This window comes from Photorhabdus caribbeanensis, assembly GCF_018448885.1.
Lineage (GTDB): Bacteria > Pseudomonadota > Gammaproteobacteria > Enterobacterales > Enterobacteriaceae > Photorhabdus > Photorhabdus caribbeanensis.
Genome location: NZ_RCWB01000056.1, coordinates 1 through 18,392, shown reverse-complemented (window position 1 = coordinate 18,392; position 18,392 = coordinate 1). Strand labels below are relative to the sequence as shown.

The 18,392-nt window shown below is 42.5% G+C and carries 13 protein-coding genes; 4 read left to right on the top strand and 9 right to left on the bottom strand.

What is annotated here, in order from left to right:
• Nucleotides 1-779: 779 nt before the first annotated feature.
• The 9 genes from EAE90_RS22145 to EAE90_RS22105 form a co-directional block, all read right to left on the bottom strand.
• Complete coding sequence (locus EAE90_RS22145) at nt 780-1,244, bottom strand: cytochrome c oxidase assembly factor Coa1 family protein (protein ID WP_214055308.1); 465 nt, start codon at nt 1,242-1,244, stop codon at nt 780-782.
• A gap of 119 nt (nt 1,245-1,363) precedes the next feature.
• The gene (tssH, locus tag EAE90_RS22140) at nt 1,364-4,042 is read right to left on the bottom strand and encodes a type VI secretion system ATPase TssH (RefSeq protein WP_214055307.1); all 2,679 of its coding nucleotides are present in this window, start codon (nt 4,040-4,042) and stop codon (nt 1,364-1,366) included.
• A gap of 265 nt (nt 4,043-4,307) precedes the next feature.
• Nucleotides 4,308-6,005: an OmpA family protein gene (locus tag EAE90_RS22135; protein WP_214055306.1), complete on the bottom strand. Its 1,698-nt coding sequence runs from the start codon at nt 6,003-6,005 to the stop codon at nt 4,308-4,310.
• Between the two features lie 16 nt (nt 6,006-6,021).
• On the bottom strand, nt 6,022-6,666 hold the full coding sequence (gene tssL / locus EAE90_RS22130; RefSeq protein WP_214055305.1) for a type VI secretion system protein TssL, short form: 645 nt from the start codon (nt 6,664-6,666) through the stop codon (nt 6,022-6,024).
• Nucleotides 6,663-8,021 (bottom strand): type VI secretion system baseplate subunit TssK, encoded by a 1,359-nt coding sequence (tssK, locus tag EAE90_RS22125; protein WP_214055309.1) that lies wholly within the window; start codon nt 8,019-8,021, stop codon nt 6,663-6,665. The genes tssL and tssK overlap by 4 nt, the downstream gene beginning before the upstream one ends.
• Before the next feature lie 19 nt (nt 8,022-8,040).
• Nucleotides 8,041-9,573: a type VI secretion system contractile sheath large subunit gene (gene tssC, locus EAE90_RS22120; RefSeq protein ID WP_214055304.1), complete on the bottom strand. Its 1,533-nt coding sequence runs from the start codon at nt 9,571-9,573 to the stop codon at nt 8,041-8,043.
• Nucleotides 9,574-9,614: 41 nt separating this feature from the next.
• The gene (gene tssB, locus EAE90_RS22115) at nt 9,615-10,112 is read right to left on the bottom strand and encodes a type VI secretion system contractile sheath small subunit (RefSeq protein ID WP_214055303.1); all 498 of its coding nucleotides are present in this window, start codon (nt 10,110-10,112) and stop codon (nt 9,615-9,617) included.
• 861 nt (nt 10,113-10,973) lie between these two features.
• Nucleotides 10,974-11,375 carry a hypothetical protein gene (locus tag EAE90_RS22110; RefSeq protein WP_246551075.1) on the bottom strand — a complete coding sequence of 134 codons (402 nt, stop codon included), beginning with the start codon at nt 11,373-11,375 and terminating at the stop codon, nt 10,974-10,976.
• A gap of 308 nt (nt 11,376-11,683) precedes the next feature.
• Nucleotides 11,684-12,913, bottom strand: a complete 1,230-nt coding sequence (locus EAE90_RS22105; RefSeq protein ID WP_214055301.1) for an MFS transporter — start codon at nt 12,911-12,913, stop codon at nt 11,684-11,686.
• Nucleotides 12,914-13,331: 418 nt separating this feature from the next.
• On the opposite strand from EAE90_RS22105, the gene EAE90_RS22100 reads away from it, so the two are divergent.
• From EAE90_RS22100 to EAE90_RS22085, 4 genes are all read left to right on the top strand, one after another.
• Nucleotides 13,332-14,288, top strand: coding sequence for a fucose-binding lectin II (locus tag EAE90_RS22100; RefSeq protein ID WP_214055300.1), 957 nt, complete (start codon nt 13,332-13,334; stop codon nt 14,286-14,288).
• Nucleotides 14,289-14,415: 127 nt separating this feature from the next.
• Nucleotides 14,416-15,354 carry a fucose-binding lectin II gene (locus EAE90_RS22095; RefSeq protein ID WP_214055299.1) on the top strand — a complete coding sequence of 313 codons (939 nt, stop codon included), beginning with the start codon at nt 14,416-14,418 and terminating at the stop codon, nt 15,352-15,354.
• A 403-nt stretch (nt 15,355-15,757) separates the two neighbouring features.
• The gene (locus tag EAE90_RS22090; RefSeq protein WP_214055298.1) at nt 15,758-16,762 is read left to right on the top strand and encodes a fucose-binding lectin II; all 1,005 of its coding nucleotides are present in this window, start codon (nt 15,758-15,760) and stop codon (nt 16,760-16,762) included.
• 405 nt (nt 16,763-17,167) lie between these two features.
• Complete coding sequence (locus EAE90_RS22085; RefSeq protein ID WP_214055297.1) at nt 17,168-18,178, top strand: fucose-binding lectin II; 1,011 nt, start codon at nt 17,168-17,170, stop codon at nt 18,176-18,178.
• Nucleotides 18,179-18,392: the final 214 nt, after the last annotated feature.

Sequence of the window (18,392 nt, the reverse complement as noted above, 5' to 3'; positions counted from 1 at the left end):
CAGTAATAAGCCTTCGAATTAATAGATTCATTAATTTCACACACGGTTAATGAATAATTCAATCCTCCCTGCGGGTGCATATTAAAATCAAGTCTTTTTTTATCAAACAGCACAAAATGTTTAATGAAAACGGCAAAGTTCATTATATTTAAACCAAACCTAAACAGAATGTCATTTGTTTAGATGAAAAGATCGCATTGATTAAAACAATATGATAGCGACTCATCATACAGATATTTACATTTCTCACACCCCTAACAATAAAATATATTTTCACTTTATTTTCAATATGTTAATTAAAGACAAAGATACAACACCGGCATTATCCCATTCTTACCATGACTCAGATTCATTAATCATCAATACGTTACCGACACGTAAAAAAGAATAATTCTCAGTTATATTATGCGAATGAGAACAGATTTCATTATTGAGAATAACTCCATTGATAATAGACTCATTCTGATTTATCCAGACCATAACCAGTCATACCGATGCAGATAATAATCATGCCTGAAACCAGCCAATGCCATAATACAGGAGAACCCAATTCCTACTGAATTGCGCTGACGGCGTTATTCCAGATCATACTCTTACCTTTATAGAAGACATGTGCAATAACCTAAAAACCACATAGAGAGAACGATATTTTATGGCACAGAATAAAATACCATTGACTCTACGTTGCTTAATTTTCTCTTTTAAGAATGATTATCATTACTTTCCAATTAAACCGGCTCAAGAGCGTATTTAATAATACACCACAAAGAAAATAATCTTTATTTCATGGGATTATCAATTGCCAGTAGATCAATCAATCGCCCACTTGAATCTGGTTGAACAGTAATATTTTTATATCGCCAATGTCCTGCATGCTTATTTGCATCAACATGCACCGTACCACCAGACCGATTTCCTTTTATAGGAATGTCCAATTCCGCTTCTTTCTCGTTAACACTGCCAGAGACAAACCAACCCACTTCAATTGGCTGGCCTAAAATATCTTTCACAACAGGATTACTTTGTGCCAGCGATAAAGCTTTTTTATATGGCTCCGAAGATTTCATTACTCCCATGACAATCATAAATGCGCCTACGATAAAAGCAGGAATAAAGCAGACAATCATCAATTTCCATTTACGCGCCAACCAATTGTGTTTTTCAGGAAGAGGGGACGTACCCGTCATTGCTTCGTCATTCGATGAATTCCACTCTTTTTTTATCGTTACATTTTTTACTTTCATATCTTTAATACCTTTTCATTAAGGCGAGATGCCAGTTATCTTATGTTTGAACTTCTTATTCCATCAGATATAGGGCCGTACCCTATGTGCAGTTTCATACAAATTCATTCAGCCATTACCTATTTTTCCTCGATATCCAATGAAGCGACCGGTTCAACATCAATAAAAGCAAGGGTGATCCCCTCTTCTTCGTCAAACCCCAACGTCACGCCAGCAGGTTTATTGTGATGGGCCAGACGTTCCAGCAGCGCCTGTGATAGCACCGGTAAAATTTGCTGGTTAAGCAGGCTGTCGATATTGCGTGCCCCACTGTCCGGCAACAGACAAGCATTCACCAAGGTGTCGCACAAGCTGCTTTCCACCGAGCAAGTCAAACCATAGTGGGTATGAAGACGGCGAGTTACTTGCTCCAGTTTGATTTCAACAATGCGTCTGAGCGCATCAGCCTGTAACGGGCGGTAAATCACGGTCTGAAAGCGAGCCAACAGAGCCGGCTGGAAGTGATCACGAAGCATCGGATGTAACAGCTCATGCAATACGGCGTTCGGGGCGTCAGGTTGTTGTGCCAGTAACGCCATCAGTTGATCACTGCCCAAATTAGAGGTCATTAAGATTACCGTATGGCGAAAATCGATTTCTCGTCCTTCACCATCGCGCATAAAGCCGCGATCAAATACCTGATAGAACAGGTTAATGACGTCACGATGGGCTTTTTCCACTTCGTCCAACAGCACCACACTATACGGGCGTTTACGTACCGCTTCCGTTAAGATCCCCCCCTGACCATATCCGACATAACCGGGTGGTGAACCTTTAAGCTGAGATACCGTATGCGGTTCCTGATATTCCGATAGGTTGATAGTGATTAGCGAACGCGCTCCACCAAATAGGTTATCCGCCAATGCCAGCGCGGTTTCGGTTTTCCCTACGCCACTCGGCCCAACCAACAGGAATACGCCCAATGGCCCCTGTTCCGGCGTCAATCCGGTTTTAGCGGCACGTAAGCGTTGGGCGATTTCCCATAGCGCCGCCTCTTGACCAATAACCCGCGCCCCCAAATGCTGCTCCAATTGCAGCAAACCGGTCTGTTCGTCTTTCAACAAGCTACTTAGTGGAACGCCGGTCCAATCAGCGATCACTGTTGCTACAGAACGCACATCAACATCCGATGATAGTAACGGCTGTCCTTGTTGTAGTGTCGCCAGTTGCTGTTGCAACAGAGCTATATCATCCTGTCGGCTGATGTCCTGCCGGGCATCGAGCAATTGTTGCGTGAGCTGTTTTTCCTGTTGATACTGTTTATCCTGCTGTTGTTGCTGTCGACACAGTTCATGACGCTGCGTTTCAATCTGTGCCAAACGGTTTGAGTGATGGCATTGCCCCAGTGCGATATCTTCCAATATCGCCTGTTGCTCTATCTCAAGTGCAGTCAATTGGGACTGGAGTTGAGTCAATGCCTCCGGTACCGTATCCAGGTTCATCCTGACTCGCGCACTGGCGGTATCCAGCAGATCTACCGCTTTATCCGGCAGCTGTCGCCCTGTCAGGTAACGGCGAGATAAAGTGACAGCCGCTTTCACCGCATCTTCCTGAATATGTACGCCATGATAACGGGCATAACGCGCTTTCAGTCCACGCAGCATCAGGCAAGCGGTCTCGTCGTCCGGTTCATCGACTTTGATCGTCTGGAAACGTCGTTCCAGTGCAGCATCCCGTTCAAAATACTGTTTGTATTCCGACCAAGTGGTGGCAGCAATCGTGCGTAATTCTCCCCGCGCCAGCGCAGGTTTTAGCAGGTTAGCAGCATCAGCGCCCCCCGCCTGATTACCGGTACCAATCAGCGTGTGCGCTTCATCAATAAATAGCAGAATGGGGGTAGGTGACTGTTGTACCGCTTCAATGACGTTTTTCAGTCGTTGCTCAAATTCGCCTTTTACCCCCGCGCCTGCCTGCAACAAGCCGAGATCCAGCATCCGCACGCTGACGGTTTTTAGGCTGTCGGGGACATTGCCCTCAACAATACGCAGTGCCAATCCTTCCACCAGCGCGGTCTTCCCTACTCCCGGTTCTCCCACCAGAATCGGGTTGTTTTTACGCCGACGGGATAGGATGTCGATCATCTGGCGGATTTCGCTGTCACGGCCAAATACCGGATCAATGGCACCCTCAGCGGCTCTGGCTGTGATATCCAGCGTGAATTTGTCCAATACGTTCTGCAAAACCGATGATAATGGTTGAGGATTAAGTACATATTTATCGATGTCGCTATCCTCAATTTCAGCGATTGATCTCCCTGTCGTCAGAGACGCCGCTGCCTGTATCTCCGGGCGTTCGTCCGATTGTTGATCCAGCAATGGACGCAAACGTTGTAGTTGCGTCACATTTAGGTTGAGTAACGGCCAGCTATGATGGGTATGCAACCAAGCCGGTTGACCGCGCAGTACCTGCAAAAGATGCACCGAGCGAATCGATTCATTACCCTCTTCCAGCGAAGCCACACACCAGGCAACCTGTAGCAAACTACACAGGCCGCTTGATAACCCCGGACGTTGATTGATGCTATGCGGCAAACGGTTAATCGTCGTCAGCAACGACTGCCACAGCGCATCCATATCCCACTCATAACGTCGAGCAATCACTGTAATATCGCCTTCGCCGCCTTCAAGCAGCTTGAGCAACCAGTGTTCCACCGTGATTTCAGCATGTGCCCGTGTCTGGCAAAATGCAGCGGCAGCTTCCAATGCCTGCGCGCAATAGGGGTTTAAACGGCACAATAGTGCAGTAAATATGGTATCCATATTAAAGTTCCAGTTGTCATTAAGAGGTTAGGCAGCATTCAACAAGCCCCCATTCTCAGGTAAAAATTTATCTATCTGGCGAGGTTCCCCTAGCCAGTTCTACGTTTAACAAACACTTCATCCGCTGAATTAAAAGAGTTGCTTAAAGAGTCGCCATACCCACGCATGGCAGCCTGTTAGCGCGTTGGTCTGATTGTGTTCCCAAACATCAGAGTGAATGGTGCTGACGTCTTTATCAGCCCAAGTGATTTTCTGATCGCGAAATTCAATGTGCTCCCAAAGATCGTGTTTCTCTTTGCGGCCGTTGGCAGGCGGCTACGCTCGGCGGCATTAAACTGATTTCAACCCTACGGTTGACAGCACGCCCCGCAGCGGTTGTATTGGCAGCAATCGGCCGCGTTGCGCCTTCACCTTTTACGACCAGACAAGCCGGTGATACGTCACTGGTTTGTAATATCCAATCTCGTACTGCTTCTGCCCGCGCCAGTGATAGCACGCGATTTTTTGCGGCATCACCGGTTGAGTCAGTATGACCGGTTATCACCACCATCCAGCCCGGTTTAGCTTTAATGTCGATCAATGCGTTGACCAGCACTTTGGCCGCGTCTGGCTTAAGACGTGACTGTCCAACGTCAAACAGCGACATGCTGCTCAGGTTCAATGTCTGCGGCAACGGCTTGCCGCTCTTCGGCATAGGAGGCGGAGATACCGGTAACGCCGCATGGTTGATCACATCCATCAACGGCGTATAAAGGCGATCGCCTACATAAAGCCCTAACCCTAAGCGCACCGGCTCGCCATCACGTTGATATTTCTCCAGCAATGTCGCATCAAGCTTGAGTTGATGGTAAGCCTGAACTTTCGCGCCATTATCTTTCACGTCAATGACTCGATAATGCTGTAAATCACTGCGTATCTGGCGTAACAGGCGCCAGTTGTTCCAGGCGCTGGAAACCAATGCCAGACAGACAAATCCGCTCAGCAAGCCGATGCCCCAGATAACCGCTCGTCGATGCGGTGTATGACCAACATAATGTGGCAACAGGCGTAACATGGCATCGGGAAATGGCGATACATTCTCCGCCTCAGCTATGCTGTGGCTAATGCGAGGTAAAGTAGTACGGTCAATCAGCCATTTCGTCCATAAGTTGTTTGCCTGCGGCGTTTGGGGCAAAAACGTCAGCGCCATTGCGATGGGAAAACAAGGCCGACTGACCAGCTCCTGTGATCGACATTCATGCAAGATGTTTTCTACCATCCAGCGTTGCCATGCCGCCGCCGCAATCGTTTGTTGTAAACGTGCGGCGCGTTGCTGTGCATCCCCTTCGGTCAACCAGATATTCATCCCAACAGCGGCATGTTTTTCTCCCCATACCGTCATTGTCGGGCTGTCTGCCTGTAACTCGAACCACGGGCTGATATCGCCATCAAGATAACCGGCGATCAATACCGGTGTATGGCAGGCGGTCAGTTGCGCAACACGGCCAACCTGATAGCGAAATTCTCTGATCTTCGCCGTCATCACCGCGTGATCTCGTTGCTGTTCAGGAAAGAGTGTTAATAGCACGCTGATCTGCCTACCCCAATCCGGTCTGGCGGCAATAATCGCTTCTACCAGTGCGCTCATCTCACTTTGTCTCGGCACACAGATAAAACAGCCCTGTGGCGTACAGCGTACCGGCTCTTCCGCAAATAGCGTCGCCACGTTATCTCCGCAAGTTAGCACCACAGGCTGACGCCACGAGGCCGCAGGCAATGCCGCCAGCAAACGGCAAACACTGTCCTGATGGGAGATTCCAGATGTGGTACGTCCCACCCGCCACCAAGCAATCGCCACCGCCATCAAGATCGCGGCCAACCACCACGCAACAGACACATTCCCTAGCGGCAAGAAAAACAGACATAACAGCGCCGCCAGAACACCAGCTAAAAGCCACAGCGCTCGTTTTAGTACGCAACTCAATTTGCTCTCCTTAGCCTTATCCAACAGACAAATATTGTTGAAGGTAGAGACGCAGACCGCACCACACCAAAGTTACTCCGGCTACGGCCAAGCATCCCCAACCCCACGGAGAGCGTGCATGCCAACATCGGTCCTGATGACTGTCTGCATTGGGATGTATCATCTGATAAGGTTGCACCACCATCACACCGGCACGATCAGTCAGTACGTCCAGTAATAACTGGCGTTCCTGAGAGATCTTTTCCAGGTCGCCGCCCTGAAAGCCCAATGCCAATACGCGCTGGAAACCCGCTAATACCAACAGCGAGGGTTGTGGTTGATCCAACACATGACGTATGCGTTCAAACAACCGTTCTCCCGCATGGTTGCTATTGCAAAATCGTGTCTGCAACGGCGTTTTCGACCAGGTTTCATAGCCTTTATCCCGCTCAGGACGTCTGAGTACGGTTTCATCCAGCAACGCACACAAGGCATAAATGATGTGAGCCATGTTCTCTTCGCTGATACCACTTGTACTTAATCGCTGCCGTGCCGCGTCTACCAACTCAACCCCTTTTTGATATAACGCCTCTCCGTGCAGCGATTTATTACCGCTTTTTAGTGCAATGACTAACATCCCAATGTCAAGCATCAGGTCATCAATTGAAATTTCTTTGTTCATGTACGTAACACCGCAAACAGTTCTAACTGAACGCCCGATAACGTACCGGGCACATAGAAGGCGCAGCTTCCCGCCTCCAGCATGGCTTTCGCCATTGGATTATTCAGATCGAAAGCAAAATATTGGTTTTCCAACCGCAACGGGATCGCCGCCGGTACATGGCTGAGTGGATGTAAAGGAATGCCGCTCAGTGACAAGTTAATCAGTCGCTCAACATCATCAGGCGCCCCCACTTTGCACAGTTGCGGAAACTGGGTTTGTAGCAGGTGAGCCGGCATTGACGATCGCACAGAGAGATAGAAATCGGCCTCTTCGCACAATCGCCTGTCATGCAGTGATGCTCTCCACTGATTTTCACGCACCACTTCCAGTTCAATGGAAATCACCCTTGATGGCAGGCTCGCCTCAAGTAATGTGCTGATAAGCCGGATCAGCGGCGGGAAAACGTCACTTAGTTGGTTGTGTTGATAATCAGGGATCGCATCGAGATCACTCTCCAGTGAAAACGTCAGCAATGCCCCCGCTAACTTCACCAGTTCACGGTAGATGATTTCCGGATGCAGCGCAGGCGCGGCTTTAAAATTATTCAACACCGGTTCATAGCTGTTAAGCGCATTCAACAGCCAGAACAGCGATACATCCGCGACAGCAAAATCCGCCATGCGTTGATGGCTTTCACGGCGCATTCCCATCAGACGGGTGCGCTTAGCACGTAGCTGAGTCAACAACAGATCAAGCTGTTCCAGCAACGGAGGATGAGCCGCAAAAGAGAGCAATGGCGGAACAAAACGGTTATCCAGCATCCAACCGCTTTGCCCGTCACGCACCAAACGCGCCAACGGGCATGTCAGATAAGCCTCATTCTGGTCATGCTGAAAGCGCAGGGAAATTGCATGGCGTTCAACCGCAATGGATTCACGCCCATCACCGTACTTATCCTGTATCTCAATCCACTCTTGCTGATAACGTAGCGGCGGTTGTCCCGGCCCCACGCTCTCACTACCCTGGCGGCAATTGCCGCCATTGGCATGCTCCAGCGGTAACGCCAGCAATACCTCGACAGCACGCATATCCGCCGACGCCGCCTGCTGTAAATCACAAGCCGCAGGCAGATTGTCAGCATGATCGGTATCAATCAGCGTCCCATCCTGTAAACGGGCTTTGAGATGCTGAACTTTCAGACGGTTTAAGCGCAGTGCCTCCTGATCAAACCGAATATCAAGCACTCCCCAGGGATTAATCAGCCCCAGATGTGCAATACAGTTGTTGGTCAATGCCTCCCAACGCGCTTGTTGCTGAAACTGTTGAGGGGCTAAAAAGGCGTCTTCAATCCAGAGAGGACGTAGAATTTTCATCATAACTCCCAATAAATAATTACGATTTCGCTTTCGGCATCTGAGAAACCAGAGATAAATTGACGTCAATCCCTTCCACCTGAAAGTGCGGCACCGCATACAGTTTCACGCGGAAGAACCCCGGATTGTCATCAATATCCTCAACCACCACATGAGCTTCACGCAGCGGATGAGATGCCTGCATGTCATCAGTCGGATCATTCATCTCCGTCACCAGTGTGTTGATCCAGCTATTCAGTTCAATTTCGAGCAGACGCCGATCTTTAGTGGTGCCAATGTTTTCCCGCTGGATCAGTTTTAAGTAATGAGCAATGCGCGATAGCAGGAAGATATAGGGCAAACGCGCATTAATACGACTGTTGGCCGTGGCTTCCCCGGTGTCATACACTGCGGGCTTCTGGGTGGAGTGAGCCGAAAAGAAGCAGGCGTAATCGCGATTTTTATAGTAAGAGAGCGGAATAAAACCTAAATTGGCAAATTCAAATTCACGGGTTTCCGGGATCAACACCTCTGATGGGATCTTCGCCCGATAGCCAGTACCCAAATCATAGAAATGGATCGGCAAATCGGCGATAGCGCCACCGGATTGCGGACCACGGATCTGCACACACCAGCCATTCTTGACAAAACTCCTGACCATATTGGCGGCAAAAGCAAAAGCGGCATTGGTCCACAAATACTTACTGCGATCTGGCCCTCTTGCTTCTTCGGCATAATTAAACGTTCGCACCGGCACGCTCTTCGGACCATATGGCAGACGTCCCAACACTCTTGGCAGGGTGAGGCCAATATAACGGGCATCTTCGCTGTCGCGGAAAGCTCTCCATTTCGAGTATTCTGCACGCTCAAAATAGTGACCAATATCTTTCATCACCGCCACTTCATCCATGTTCTTTTTGCCAAAAAAGGCTGGCGCAGCGGCAGTAATGAATGGCATATGCGCCGCTGCCGCGATTTTGGCAATGTTGCGCAATAAGGCAATATCCTGCGATTCGGCGCTAAATTCATAGTCGGCAATCACTGCGCCAATCGGTTCGCCACCCGGTGTGTCATATTCCTGAATGTAAGCATGACGATAGAAACCGCTCTGAACAATTTCCGGCGCATCGTCAAAATCTTGCCGCAAATCATCCTTGGCCACATCCAACACTTCAATTTTGACGTTCTGACCGAGATCTGTCCGATCAACCAAAAATTTTAAACCTCGCCAGGCAGATTCTATGCGCTGAAATCCCGGCTGATGTATCACCACATCCAGTTGACGGCCAATTTTGCGATCCAATTTGCCTATCTCATAATCCAGCAATGTTTTATCCAACTGTTCAACTTTTTGATCCGAGTCTTTCAGCAGATCGAGAAGAACGCTCACAGCCACTGTCACCCGTTCATCTTCCGTCACACCCGCCAATGCGTCACTGCTATGAAAGCATGCAACATCACTTAATCGTTCCACCGGACGTAAATTGATTTTCTCAAACAAAGACGGGTAAACCCCACCGACATGATGGTTTGCCGTCGCGACAGAAGATGTCGCCTGCTCTTGTACAGTCATTCAAATACCCTTACTTAAATCTCGTGAAAACAATGTGACCATTACCTTTCTTGCGGCGTCAGTGCGGCTAATTCAGCTCGCAGTTCATCGCTCAACATTTCATCCTGGAGAATACGTTCCAGTTCTCGACGAAAGGCGGCATTGTCAAGCAGGTTAGATTTCAGATCGCGCAACAAATTACGCGCAGAAAGCAACGCCCGCAGTTGTGGAATTTGGCGAGCCACTTGTTCAGGTTCAAAATCTTTTATTTGCCTAAAAGTGAAAGCGATATTTTCTTCGCTCCCATCTCCGGCCAAGGTATTCTCCACTGTCAAATTAACCACAGGGCTAAACTCAGCTAATACGCTGTCAAAATTGTTTTTATTGATAGCAACCTTTTCCCGTTCCGAAAGCGGGCGCTGTTCCTGTCCGTTGCTGTAATCACCTATGACCAGTAATTTCAACGGTAGCTCAACCTTTTTCCTAGCCCCGCCGGTATGTAGATCCAATTTAATATTAATACGCGATTTAGGAACTTCATTTTGAAAACTTGCAGTCATTGATGACTCCTTACGACCAAAAACAGAAATAAAAACATCATATGTTATGGCATGATATTTTTATGGAATAACACGCTTTATCAGATAGTTACGAATCCGATAACTAGAAAAACACCAAATATGAGGGAATGAATAATGGCACCTAAATTAACGAACTGCTTAACAAACTCAACCAATGCAAAATAACCTCAACTTATACTCACTCTAATGAAAGAATTACCGTAGAAAACATCCAACAAAGAAAAAATTAAGCTTACTAGATAATAAAAGAGCAAACATCAACAGAAGTTAAACAAGAATTAATTAAACAAAAATAAGTTAAATTCATAAAATTCTTAATGACATTTCATAACTAATTATAATTATTACCATTTTTAACTCTCAATTTGTTACAAATTGTAACAAATTGTAATAATCAGTAAAAATATGAAATAAACATCGTGTAATTGTTATTTTTGTCTCACGACTTTATTTAATCTTATTTCTCAAATGAGATTGATTATTAATTACATTATTATATAAAGACCTCTATCAACCCGCGTATTAACATACATGCTATACATGACAAATGATTTACATCATTCACCCTGTTAAGCAGATTGATTCTTTACTACAATAATCAATAAATGAAATAGTTTAATAAAAAAATATTTTGAAGATAATTATTAGAGAGATAAGCGTTTTCTGCGCGTATCAGTATTTCAATAAGCTAATTAGGCCAAATAAAAAACCCACTTGATAGTCAACCTAATGAACCATCAATGGGGTAATTAAAAATACTGAACAATACGCGAAGAAATGCTGTCATTTCAACGACTGTCTATTGATACAAAACGTTATCCGATATATTCACCCATAACGCTATATCATTTCCAAATTAATATTATGATCATTAAATTCCAACGTTAGGATTTTATTTCCACCCCCTCGATTATTACCCGGAATCTCTAATGCATCATCGTAAGTAAATTCCCTATTTATGGAATATTTAACCGCATTTTCATTTGGTGGATTCCAATAATCCTGAAATATCCAAATATTAAATCTGAATTCAGATCTCACCCCCTTTTCAGTATAGATATGAATTGCTTTATTAGGTTCATATTTATCACCGATCCAAGGCGCCCATAAATCGCCATGCCATTCAGACATTTTGTCCACAGAAAAATTTCTCCTGGCAACATATCCATGTTCAATAACAACTTTACAAGGCGTTTTATTATAAATAGATTTAATATTTGTCACTCCCGCGATAATATTCATGACTGGTTTATTCTGAGTGTTATTTGATTCTCGTTCCATTTTATTCACCTATATCAATTAATAAGTTAAATAATAATTATGATAGGATTTATAATAACTTCATCCTTTCGCACACTGTCGACCAGAATTATCCTTATAATATTAATTTCCTCTAGTGATATTTCACTTCAAACAACATTTAATTATGATTAATCACACCTGTCTTGTTATATCAATGATTAGCCTTAAATTCAAATATAGCGCAAAATCTTTATTTTACCATTAAGGCCAGATCACATATCTCTCGTTATTTTCCCTTAACGGTTACGCTAAGCGTTATTCATTAAATTTTTCGTCCCGTTTTTCATCACCTGAGCTAATTTCATTACATATATAGGTAATATCAGGGCGCTAACCATAGTCAGGATGAAAATAGGCCGCACATTCTCAGCAATAATCTCCTTACCGTCTAAAAAGATAGAGGAGAAGAAGAACACCACACCGGCGCCCAAATTGGAAAATGCCATCTGGAGGGCGCCAAAGCCTGCACGATTTTCAGGCGTCGAGGCATAAGAAGCAAGTACGTTTGCCGCCATCACCTGCACATAAGTCGCGAACATAAAAAGTGAGAAGAAAACGTATCCATTTACTTTTCCCGTCAATCCTAGAAAGATATTGACAATAAATAACGTCGCCGCAGCGATGGTAATTCTCTGAGGCGGATATCTATCACAAAGTTTTCCGGTTAAATAAGTGCCTAACCAAGAAGCAATACCACCGCAAAAGAATACCAGAGAAACCTGATTTTCCGGGATATAAAATACATTCATTAATAGCGGAGCAAGTATCGGAATCAGCATGAAGGGACTAAAATTACTGACGCCGCTCGCCATCCCGGCTAATGTTATTTTTTTAGTTAGTACAATTTTTTTCTGACTATTTTTTACTTTCTCTGCACCAGGAATAAAGAAGAGGATCAGAGGCACACTCACAATGCATAAAATAACGATGAGTAAAAAAGAGACTTTCCAATTAAAGCTTTCGGCTAAATATAAGCACAATGGTATACCTAAAATACTAACGAATGAAAAAGATGAAAACGCAATGCCTAATACCCTTCCCCGCATACTTTCTGGGGAATTATTAAGTAAAATCCCAATACCTACTCCCAATGTTACACCACCAAACAGACCGGCAATGATACGTAGCAGAATAAGTTGGTAGGGTTCCGAAGAAAAAATCGTCAGGAACGTAATCAAACCGAGCAACAGTGTGTTTAAAATGAGAACCTTTCTTTTATTAAAGCGATCAATAAAGAAAAAGGATGTCAGGCCAGAAAATACGGAGGAGAAAACATAAACACCCGCAATCACCCCCGCCATCGTAACCGGCATGTGAAAATCTTTCGACATATAAACAAAAAGCGGAGTTACCATCATGTACTCTAATGCATTAATAAATTGAACTAATGCAACAACCATCGCAATAACAACTATATTATTAGTTCCAACTACCTGATTAGTCCCAACGCTCTGATTATTTCCAATTAACTTCGACATTATGAATCCTAATTCCTGTTGGCTTAAATTTCATCGACGTGGTAAGCAATTTACATCACATGCAGAGCAAAAAAAAGCACCGTGTATCATCCAGTGAATGCACTACGTAATCAGGCTTGAGATGAAGCTGATTGGCGGTAAAGTAGAATAGTCAAGCAACAACAATTTCAGCAGCCTAATTCATTGTGAGAAGTAAGTAACAAAGGCACTGCCTTTACCGAATAATCATTAGGATTGATACTCAATCAGCAAGCGTTTATCGCTACTGCTATCCCGATTAAGAATCACAAAAAGTGCCCCCCGACTTACCACAATGGTCCAATGTAAAGGATTATTGAGCAGTAATAGGATGAGCTCAGAACAATTTCAAGGGATATATCAACGATCAGAAACACATAACAAATTTCATGGAGAAATAATGGATAATATAATTAGATATGGCGATACCGTAAAAATGTTGAATAGCTATCAAAACTGGGATGGTGGATATCTCAGTGTATACGGAGAAGATAAAAGAACTGGAGCAAAATATAACGTAGTCACTGCCATTCCTTCTTATGCTAATTCAGGAGGAATATGGCGAATAGAGTCGGGCACAGGAAAATCTATAGGCAGTGAGATAATAAACAATGACACTATCTTGCTTCGCAACCTCTATTTATGTGATGGCGGCTACTTAACCTGCTATGGCGAAGCAGGTAACGAAGCACCGACAGAAATCTACCGGGTTAATACATCAGATATCAATATCTATTCCAAAACAACAATGTTATGGACTATCAATCAACGAGCTGTTTCTCCTGATGGAAAAATCACAGAGGAAGGTATTTTCGCTCTTTTTAATCTATATAATCAAAAGGGATTCCTTGATACCTGTAATGACGCTACCTTTCCAAATTCGAAATACCAGATATTTACCTCTGGTTCAACTCCTCGTCTGCCCTACACTGGCCTGTGGCGAATGGAAAAAGTGAATGACCCTTGTGCGCCAAATAAGCCATCCAATTGTGGCGGGGAATGTGGAACCAATGACACCGGTAAATATTGCTTCCAGTTACCTCAAAGTATTCGATTTGGTTTGACAGCTTATGTGAATACAAATATTCACCAGCAAATAATCAAAGTATATATCGACGACCTTCTGGTAGATACATTAACCAAAACAGGAACAGATAATGTCGTTGGAGTTAAAACCTATACATCAGGTACAGGTAAAGTTTGTATCGAGATTATAGGGGATGGAAAACCCAGTAAACTCCGTTATTCCTACAATACTCTTGATGGAAAACCAGGCTCAATGATTATCGGTGCTGAAAGTGGCATCAATAATAATTACAACGACAGTGTAGTAATGTTGAATTGGCCGCTAGTGTGAATAAAAGATTTATCAATAAATCGAAGCGATATAATGCCACTTAATTACTACATGCCACGATAGGCATATCGTAGATTAAATAATATATCAACAGTTAGAAATAAATAATCGATTTATCGGAGAAATTATGGCAAATATACTTAAATATGGCGATACCGTAAAAATATTAAATAGTTTCAGAAACTGGGATGGCGGATATCTTAGTGTATATGGAGCAAGTGGTATTTCAGATGGAAAACATTCTGTGATAACCACCACGGCGGCAGGAACATTCTGGCGGATTGAATCAGGAACAGGCAAACCTGTCGGCAGTGAAGTCATTAACAATGATACTATTTTACTGCATAATCTTTATCAATGTGATGGCGGCTATTTAGGGCATTATCAATCCTCAAACCAACAAGTTCCAGAAGGTGAAATATACCCGATACACACATCAAATAAAAACATCCGCCCAGAAACATTAGAGTGGATTATTTATTCCGACATGCCATCTATCGATGGAAAAATCAAAGAAGATGAAAGTATTACGCTATATAACCGTTGGGGAACCAGAGGCTTTCTTGATACTAATGGTTGGGTTGGAATCCCTGAAACAGTATGTCATGTATATACTTCCGCGAATAACCTCCGCAAACCTTATACCGGCCTGTGGAAAATGACACAAGTTAAAGATCCTTGCCTCCCAGTAACCAAACCCTCCAATTGTGCTGGAGAATGCGGTACCAGTGACGGCGGTAAATATTGCTTCCAATTACCTCAAAGTATTCGATTTGGTCTGATAGCTTATACGAATACAACTATCCATCAACAAACGGTAAAAGTGTATATTGACGATCTTCTGGTAGATACATTAACCGGCAAAGCAACAGAGACTAAAGCTTATACATCCGGCACAGGAAGAGTCTGTATTGAAATTATCGGGGATGGCAAACCCTGTAAACTCCGTTATTCCTATAATACTCTTGATGGCAAACCCGGTTCAGTCATTATTGGTGCCGAAAATGATTCCAATAATAATTACAACGATAGTGTAGTCGTATTGAATTGGCCTCTGGTGAATTAATTAAAAATATCTTGTTAATTTCACCACAAAAAATGATTATTAAATTAAAGCGGTATAATACCGCTTTTTATATAAAAACATTATCAATGCGCCATTATTAAAACACAAAAACAAATTAAATAAAAATATAAAATAGTGCTCTTCCTCTCAATTGTACAATATAAAACTTATCTCTTAGCATATATTTATATTTTTTCAAAAAAACAACATAATTAAATCAATAAATAATCTATTAACATATAACATTGCCATCATCTATCTTTTACATTAATTTTCACCGCGTAAATTTTTCTGTCTCGCTAAATAGTATTAATATCATTATTGCTATATTTCATCTATAAACAGTAAATTTAACAAATGAAAAATTAATGACAAATTTAAAAACCATGAAGGGTATATATTAATGAATTCACATGTTTATTTATTCCTTAATACAGATAACACCAGATATAATGAAATATCAAAAAAATCAGATATTGCCTATCCTCAGCCTATCAGTAATGATTGGCCTGATCTCCCTATCGAGTTTCAAAGACATATTGATGATGTAATTAATTTAAATGGTTATTTATATTTTTTTAAAGGCTCGCAATACATTAAATTCGATATCGCAAAAGCTAAGGTGATTGATGGACCGAAATTTATTGCAGAGGGATGGCCCGGACTGAAAGGTACCGAATTTGAAAATGGAATAGATGCAGCCACAGAATTTACAACAAATATTGTTTGTTTCTTCAAAGGTAGTGATTGTATCGATTACGCTGTGAATTCACATACGATTAAGCTTAATTCTATTTCAGCCAGATGGGACATTACAGAGAAATACAAAGAATTCAGCGCCAATCTGGATGCTGCTGTACAGAGAATATATTCTCGTATTGACCTCTTCAAAGGAGGTAATTATATCCGATTTAATCTAAAATCGGATGCTATTGATTATGGACCTGCCCCTATTTCTCATTATACCGGAGGTCCCTTCAACAAAATTCAAGCAGCAGTATCAATTGATCCCGATTTATTAGGCAGTGACCGTGGCAATAGTGGAAACTGTAGCGGAACATGTGGCACCAATGACACAGGTAAACACTGTTTCCAATTACCTCAAAGTATTCGATTTGGTCTGATCGCTTATACTAATACAACTGCCCATAAACAAACGGTAAATGTCTATATTGATGATCTTCTGGTAGATACATTCACCGGCAAAGGAACCGATACTAAAGCTTATACATCCGGTACAGGAAAAGTCTGTATCGAGATTATCGGGGATGGCAAACCCTGCAAACTCCGTTACTCTTATAATACTCTTGACGGAAAACCGGGAACAGTCACTATTGGCGCCGAAAATGACGCCAATAATAATTACAACGACAGTGTGGTGGTATTGAATTGGCCATTGGTGAATTAGTTTAAAATACCTTATTAATTTCACCATAAAAAATCATTAATAAATTAAAGCGGCATTACGCCGCTTTTCATATAAAAATATAATTAATTTAATATATTATTATTAAAATACAAAAAAATTAAATAAAAATACAAAATAGCGCATTACACTTTAATTGCACAATATAATTCTTATCTCTTAGTACATATTTATATTTTCGCAAAAAAACAACATTATTAAATCAATAAATAATTTATCAATATATAACATTGTCACAATCTATCTTTTACATTAGTTTTCACAGTGTAAATTTTTCTGTTTCGCCAAATGGTTTTAATATTATTGCTATATTTTATCTGTGAACAGAAAATTTAACAAATATGCAAAATCAATCACAAACTTAAAAACAATGAAGGATATATATTAATGAATCTACATGTTTATTTATTCCTTAATGCAGATAACGGCAGATATAATGACACATTACGTAAAGTAGATACAAACTACCCTAAACCTATCAGTAACGATTGGCCTGATCTCCCTATCGAGTTTCAAAGACATCTTGATGACGTGATTAATTTAAATGGTTATTTATATTTTTTTAAAGGCTCGCAATACGTTAAATTCAATATCGCAAAAGCTAAGGTAACTGATGGACCGAAATCTATTGCCGAGGGGTGGCCCGGATTGAAAGGAACCGAATTCGAAAATGGCATAGATGCAGCCATAGAATTAACGACAAATAGCGTTTGTTTCTTTAAAGGCAGTGATTGCATTGATTATGTCGTAAACTCACATACGATTAAGCGAAAATCTATCTCAGACCGATGGGAAGTAACAAAGAAATACCCAGAATTTAGTAAAAACCTGGATGCTGCTGCATGGAGAATAAATTCTGCGATTGCTCTCTTCAAAGATAATCATTATATGGTATTTAATCCACCATCAAATACTGTATATGAACCAGCTCCTGTTACTAATTATACCGGAGGAGCCTTCAAAACAGCTCAAGCAGCAGTATTGATTGACATCGATTTATTAGGCAGTGACCGAAATAATAGTGGAAGTTGTGGCGGAACATGTGGCACCAATGACACCGGTAAACACTGCTTCCAATTACCTCAAAGTATTCGATTTGGCCTGACAGCCTATTCTAATACCGATATTCATCGGCAGACGGTAAAAGTCTATATTGACAATCTTCTGGTAGATACATTAACCGGCAAAGGAACAGATAATCTAATGGCGACTAAAGCCTATACATCCGGGACAGGCAAAATCTGTATTGAGATTGAAGGAGATAACAAACCTTGCAAGCTCCGTTATGCCTATAATACCCTTGATGGAAAACCCGGTTCAGTTATTATTGGCGCTGAAAATGGTACCAAGAATAATTACAATGACTGCGTAGTAATATTAAATTGGCCGCTGGTGTAAGTTAGAAACACTTGGGTAATTTCATCACAAAAAAAATAGAATATTAAATTAAAGCGGTATTATACCGCTTTTTATATAAAAAACAATGGCGGATTCGACTAATAAGCGCAATTTTTCAGAAAGGCGGTCAGTTGCTATAGTAGGCATCTTTCCCGCCACAGGAGAATGCGCTATGGCCTATACACAACTGACCGAGACAGAAAGATATCAGATT

Bases quoted from the DNA above. Each gene is read 5' to 3' on its own strand.
- EAE90_RS22100 (WP_214055300.1), top strand. From the start codon at position 13,332: ATGGATAATATAATTAGATATGGCGATACCGTAAAAATGTTGAATAGC.
- tssH (WP_214055307.1), bottom strand. From the start codon at position 4,042: ATGGATACCATATTTACTGCACTATTGTGCCGTTTAAACCCCTATTGC.
- EAE90_RS22105 (WP_214055301.1), bottom strand. From the start codon at position 12,913: ATGTCGAAGTTAATTGGAAATAATCAGAGCGTTGGGACTAATCAGGTA.
- tssL (WP_214055305.1), bottom strand. From the start codon at position 6,666: ATGAACAAAGAAATTTCAATTGATGACCTGATGCTTGACATTGGGATG.
- EAE90_RS22085 (WP_214055297.1), top strand. From the start codon at position 17,168: ATGAATCTACATGTTTATTTATTCCTTAATGCAGATAACGGCAGATAT.
- tssC (WP_214055304.1), bottom strand. From the start codon at position 9,573: ATGACTGTACAAGAGCAGGCGACATCTTCTGTCGCGACGGCAAACCAT.
- tssK (WP_214055309.1), bottom strand. From the start codon at position 8,021: ATGAAAATTCTACGTCCTCTCTGGATTGAAGACGCCTTTTTAGCCCCT.
- EAE90_RS22090 (WP_214055298.1), top strand. From the start codon at position 15,758: ATGAATTCACATGTTTATTTATTCCTTAATACAGATAACACCAGATAT.
- EAE90_RS22095 (WP_214055299.1), top strand. From the start codon at position 14,416: ATGGCAAATATACTTAAATATGGCGATACCGTAAAAATATTAAATAGT.
- EAE90_RS22110 (WP_246551075.1), bottom strand. From the start codon at position 11,375: ATGAATATTATCGCGGGAGTGACAAATATTAAATCTATTTATAATAAA.
- tssB (WP_214055303.1), bottom strand. From the start codon at position 10,112: ATGACTGCAAGTTTTCAAAATGAAGTTCCTAAATCGCGTATTAATATT.
- EAE90_RS22145 (WP_214055308.1), bottom strand. From the start codon at position 1,244: ATGAAAGTAAAAAATGTAACGATAAAAAAAGAGTGGAATTCATCGAAT.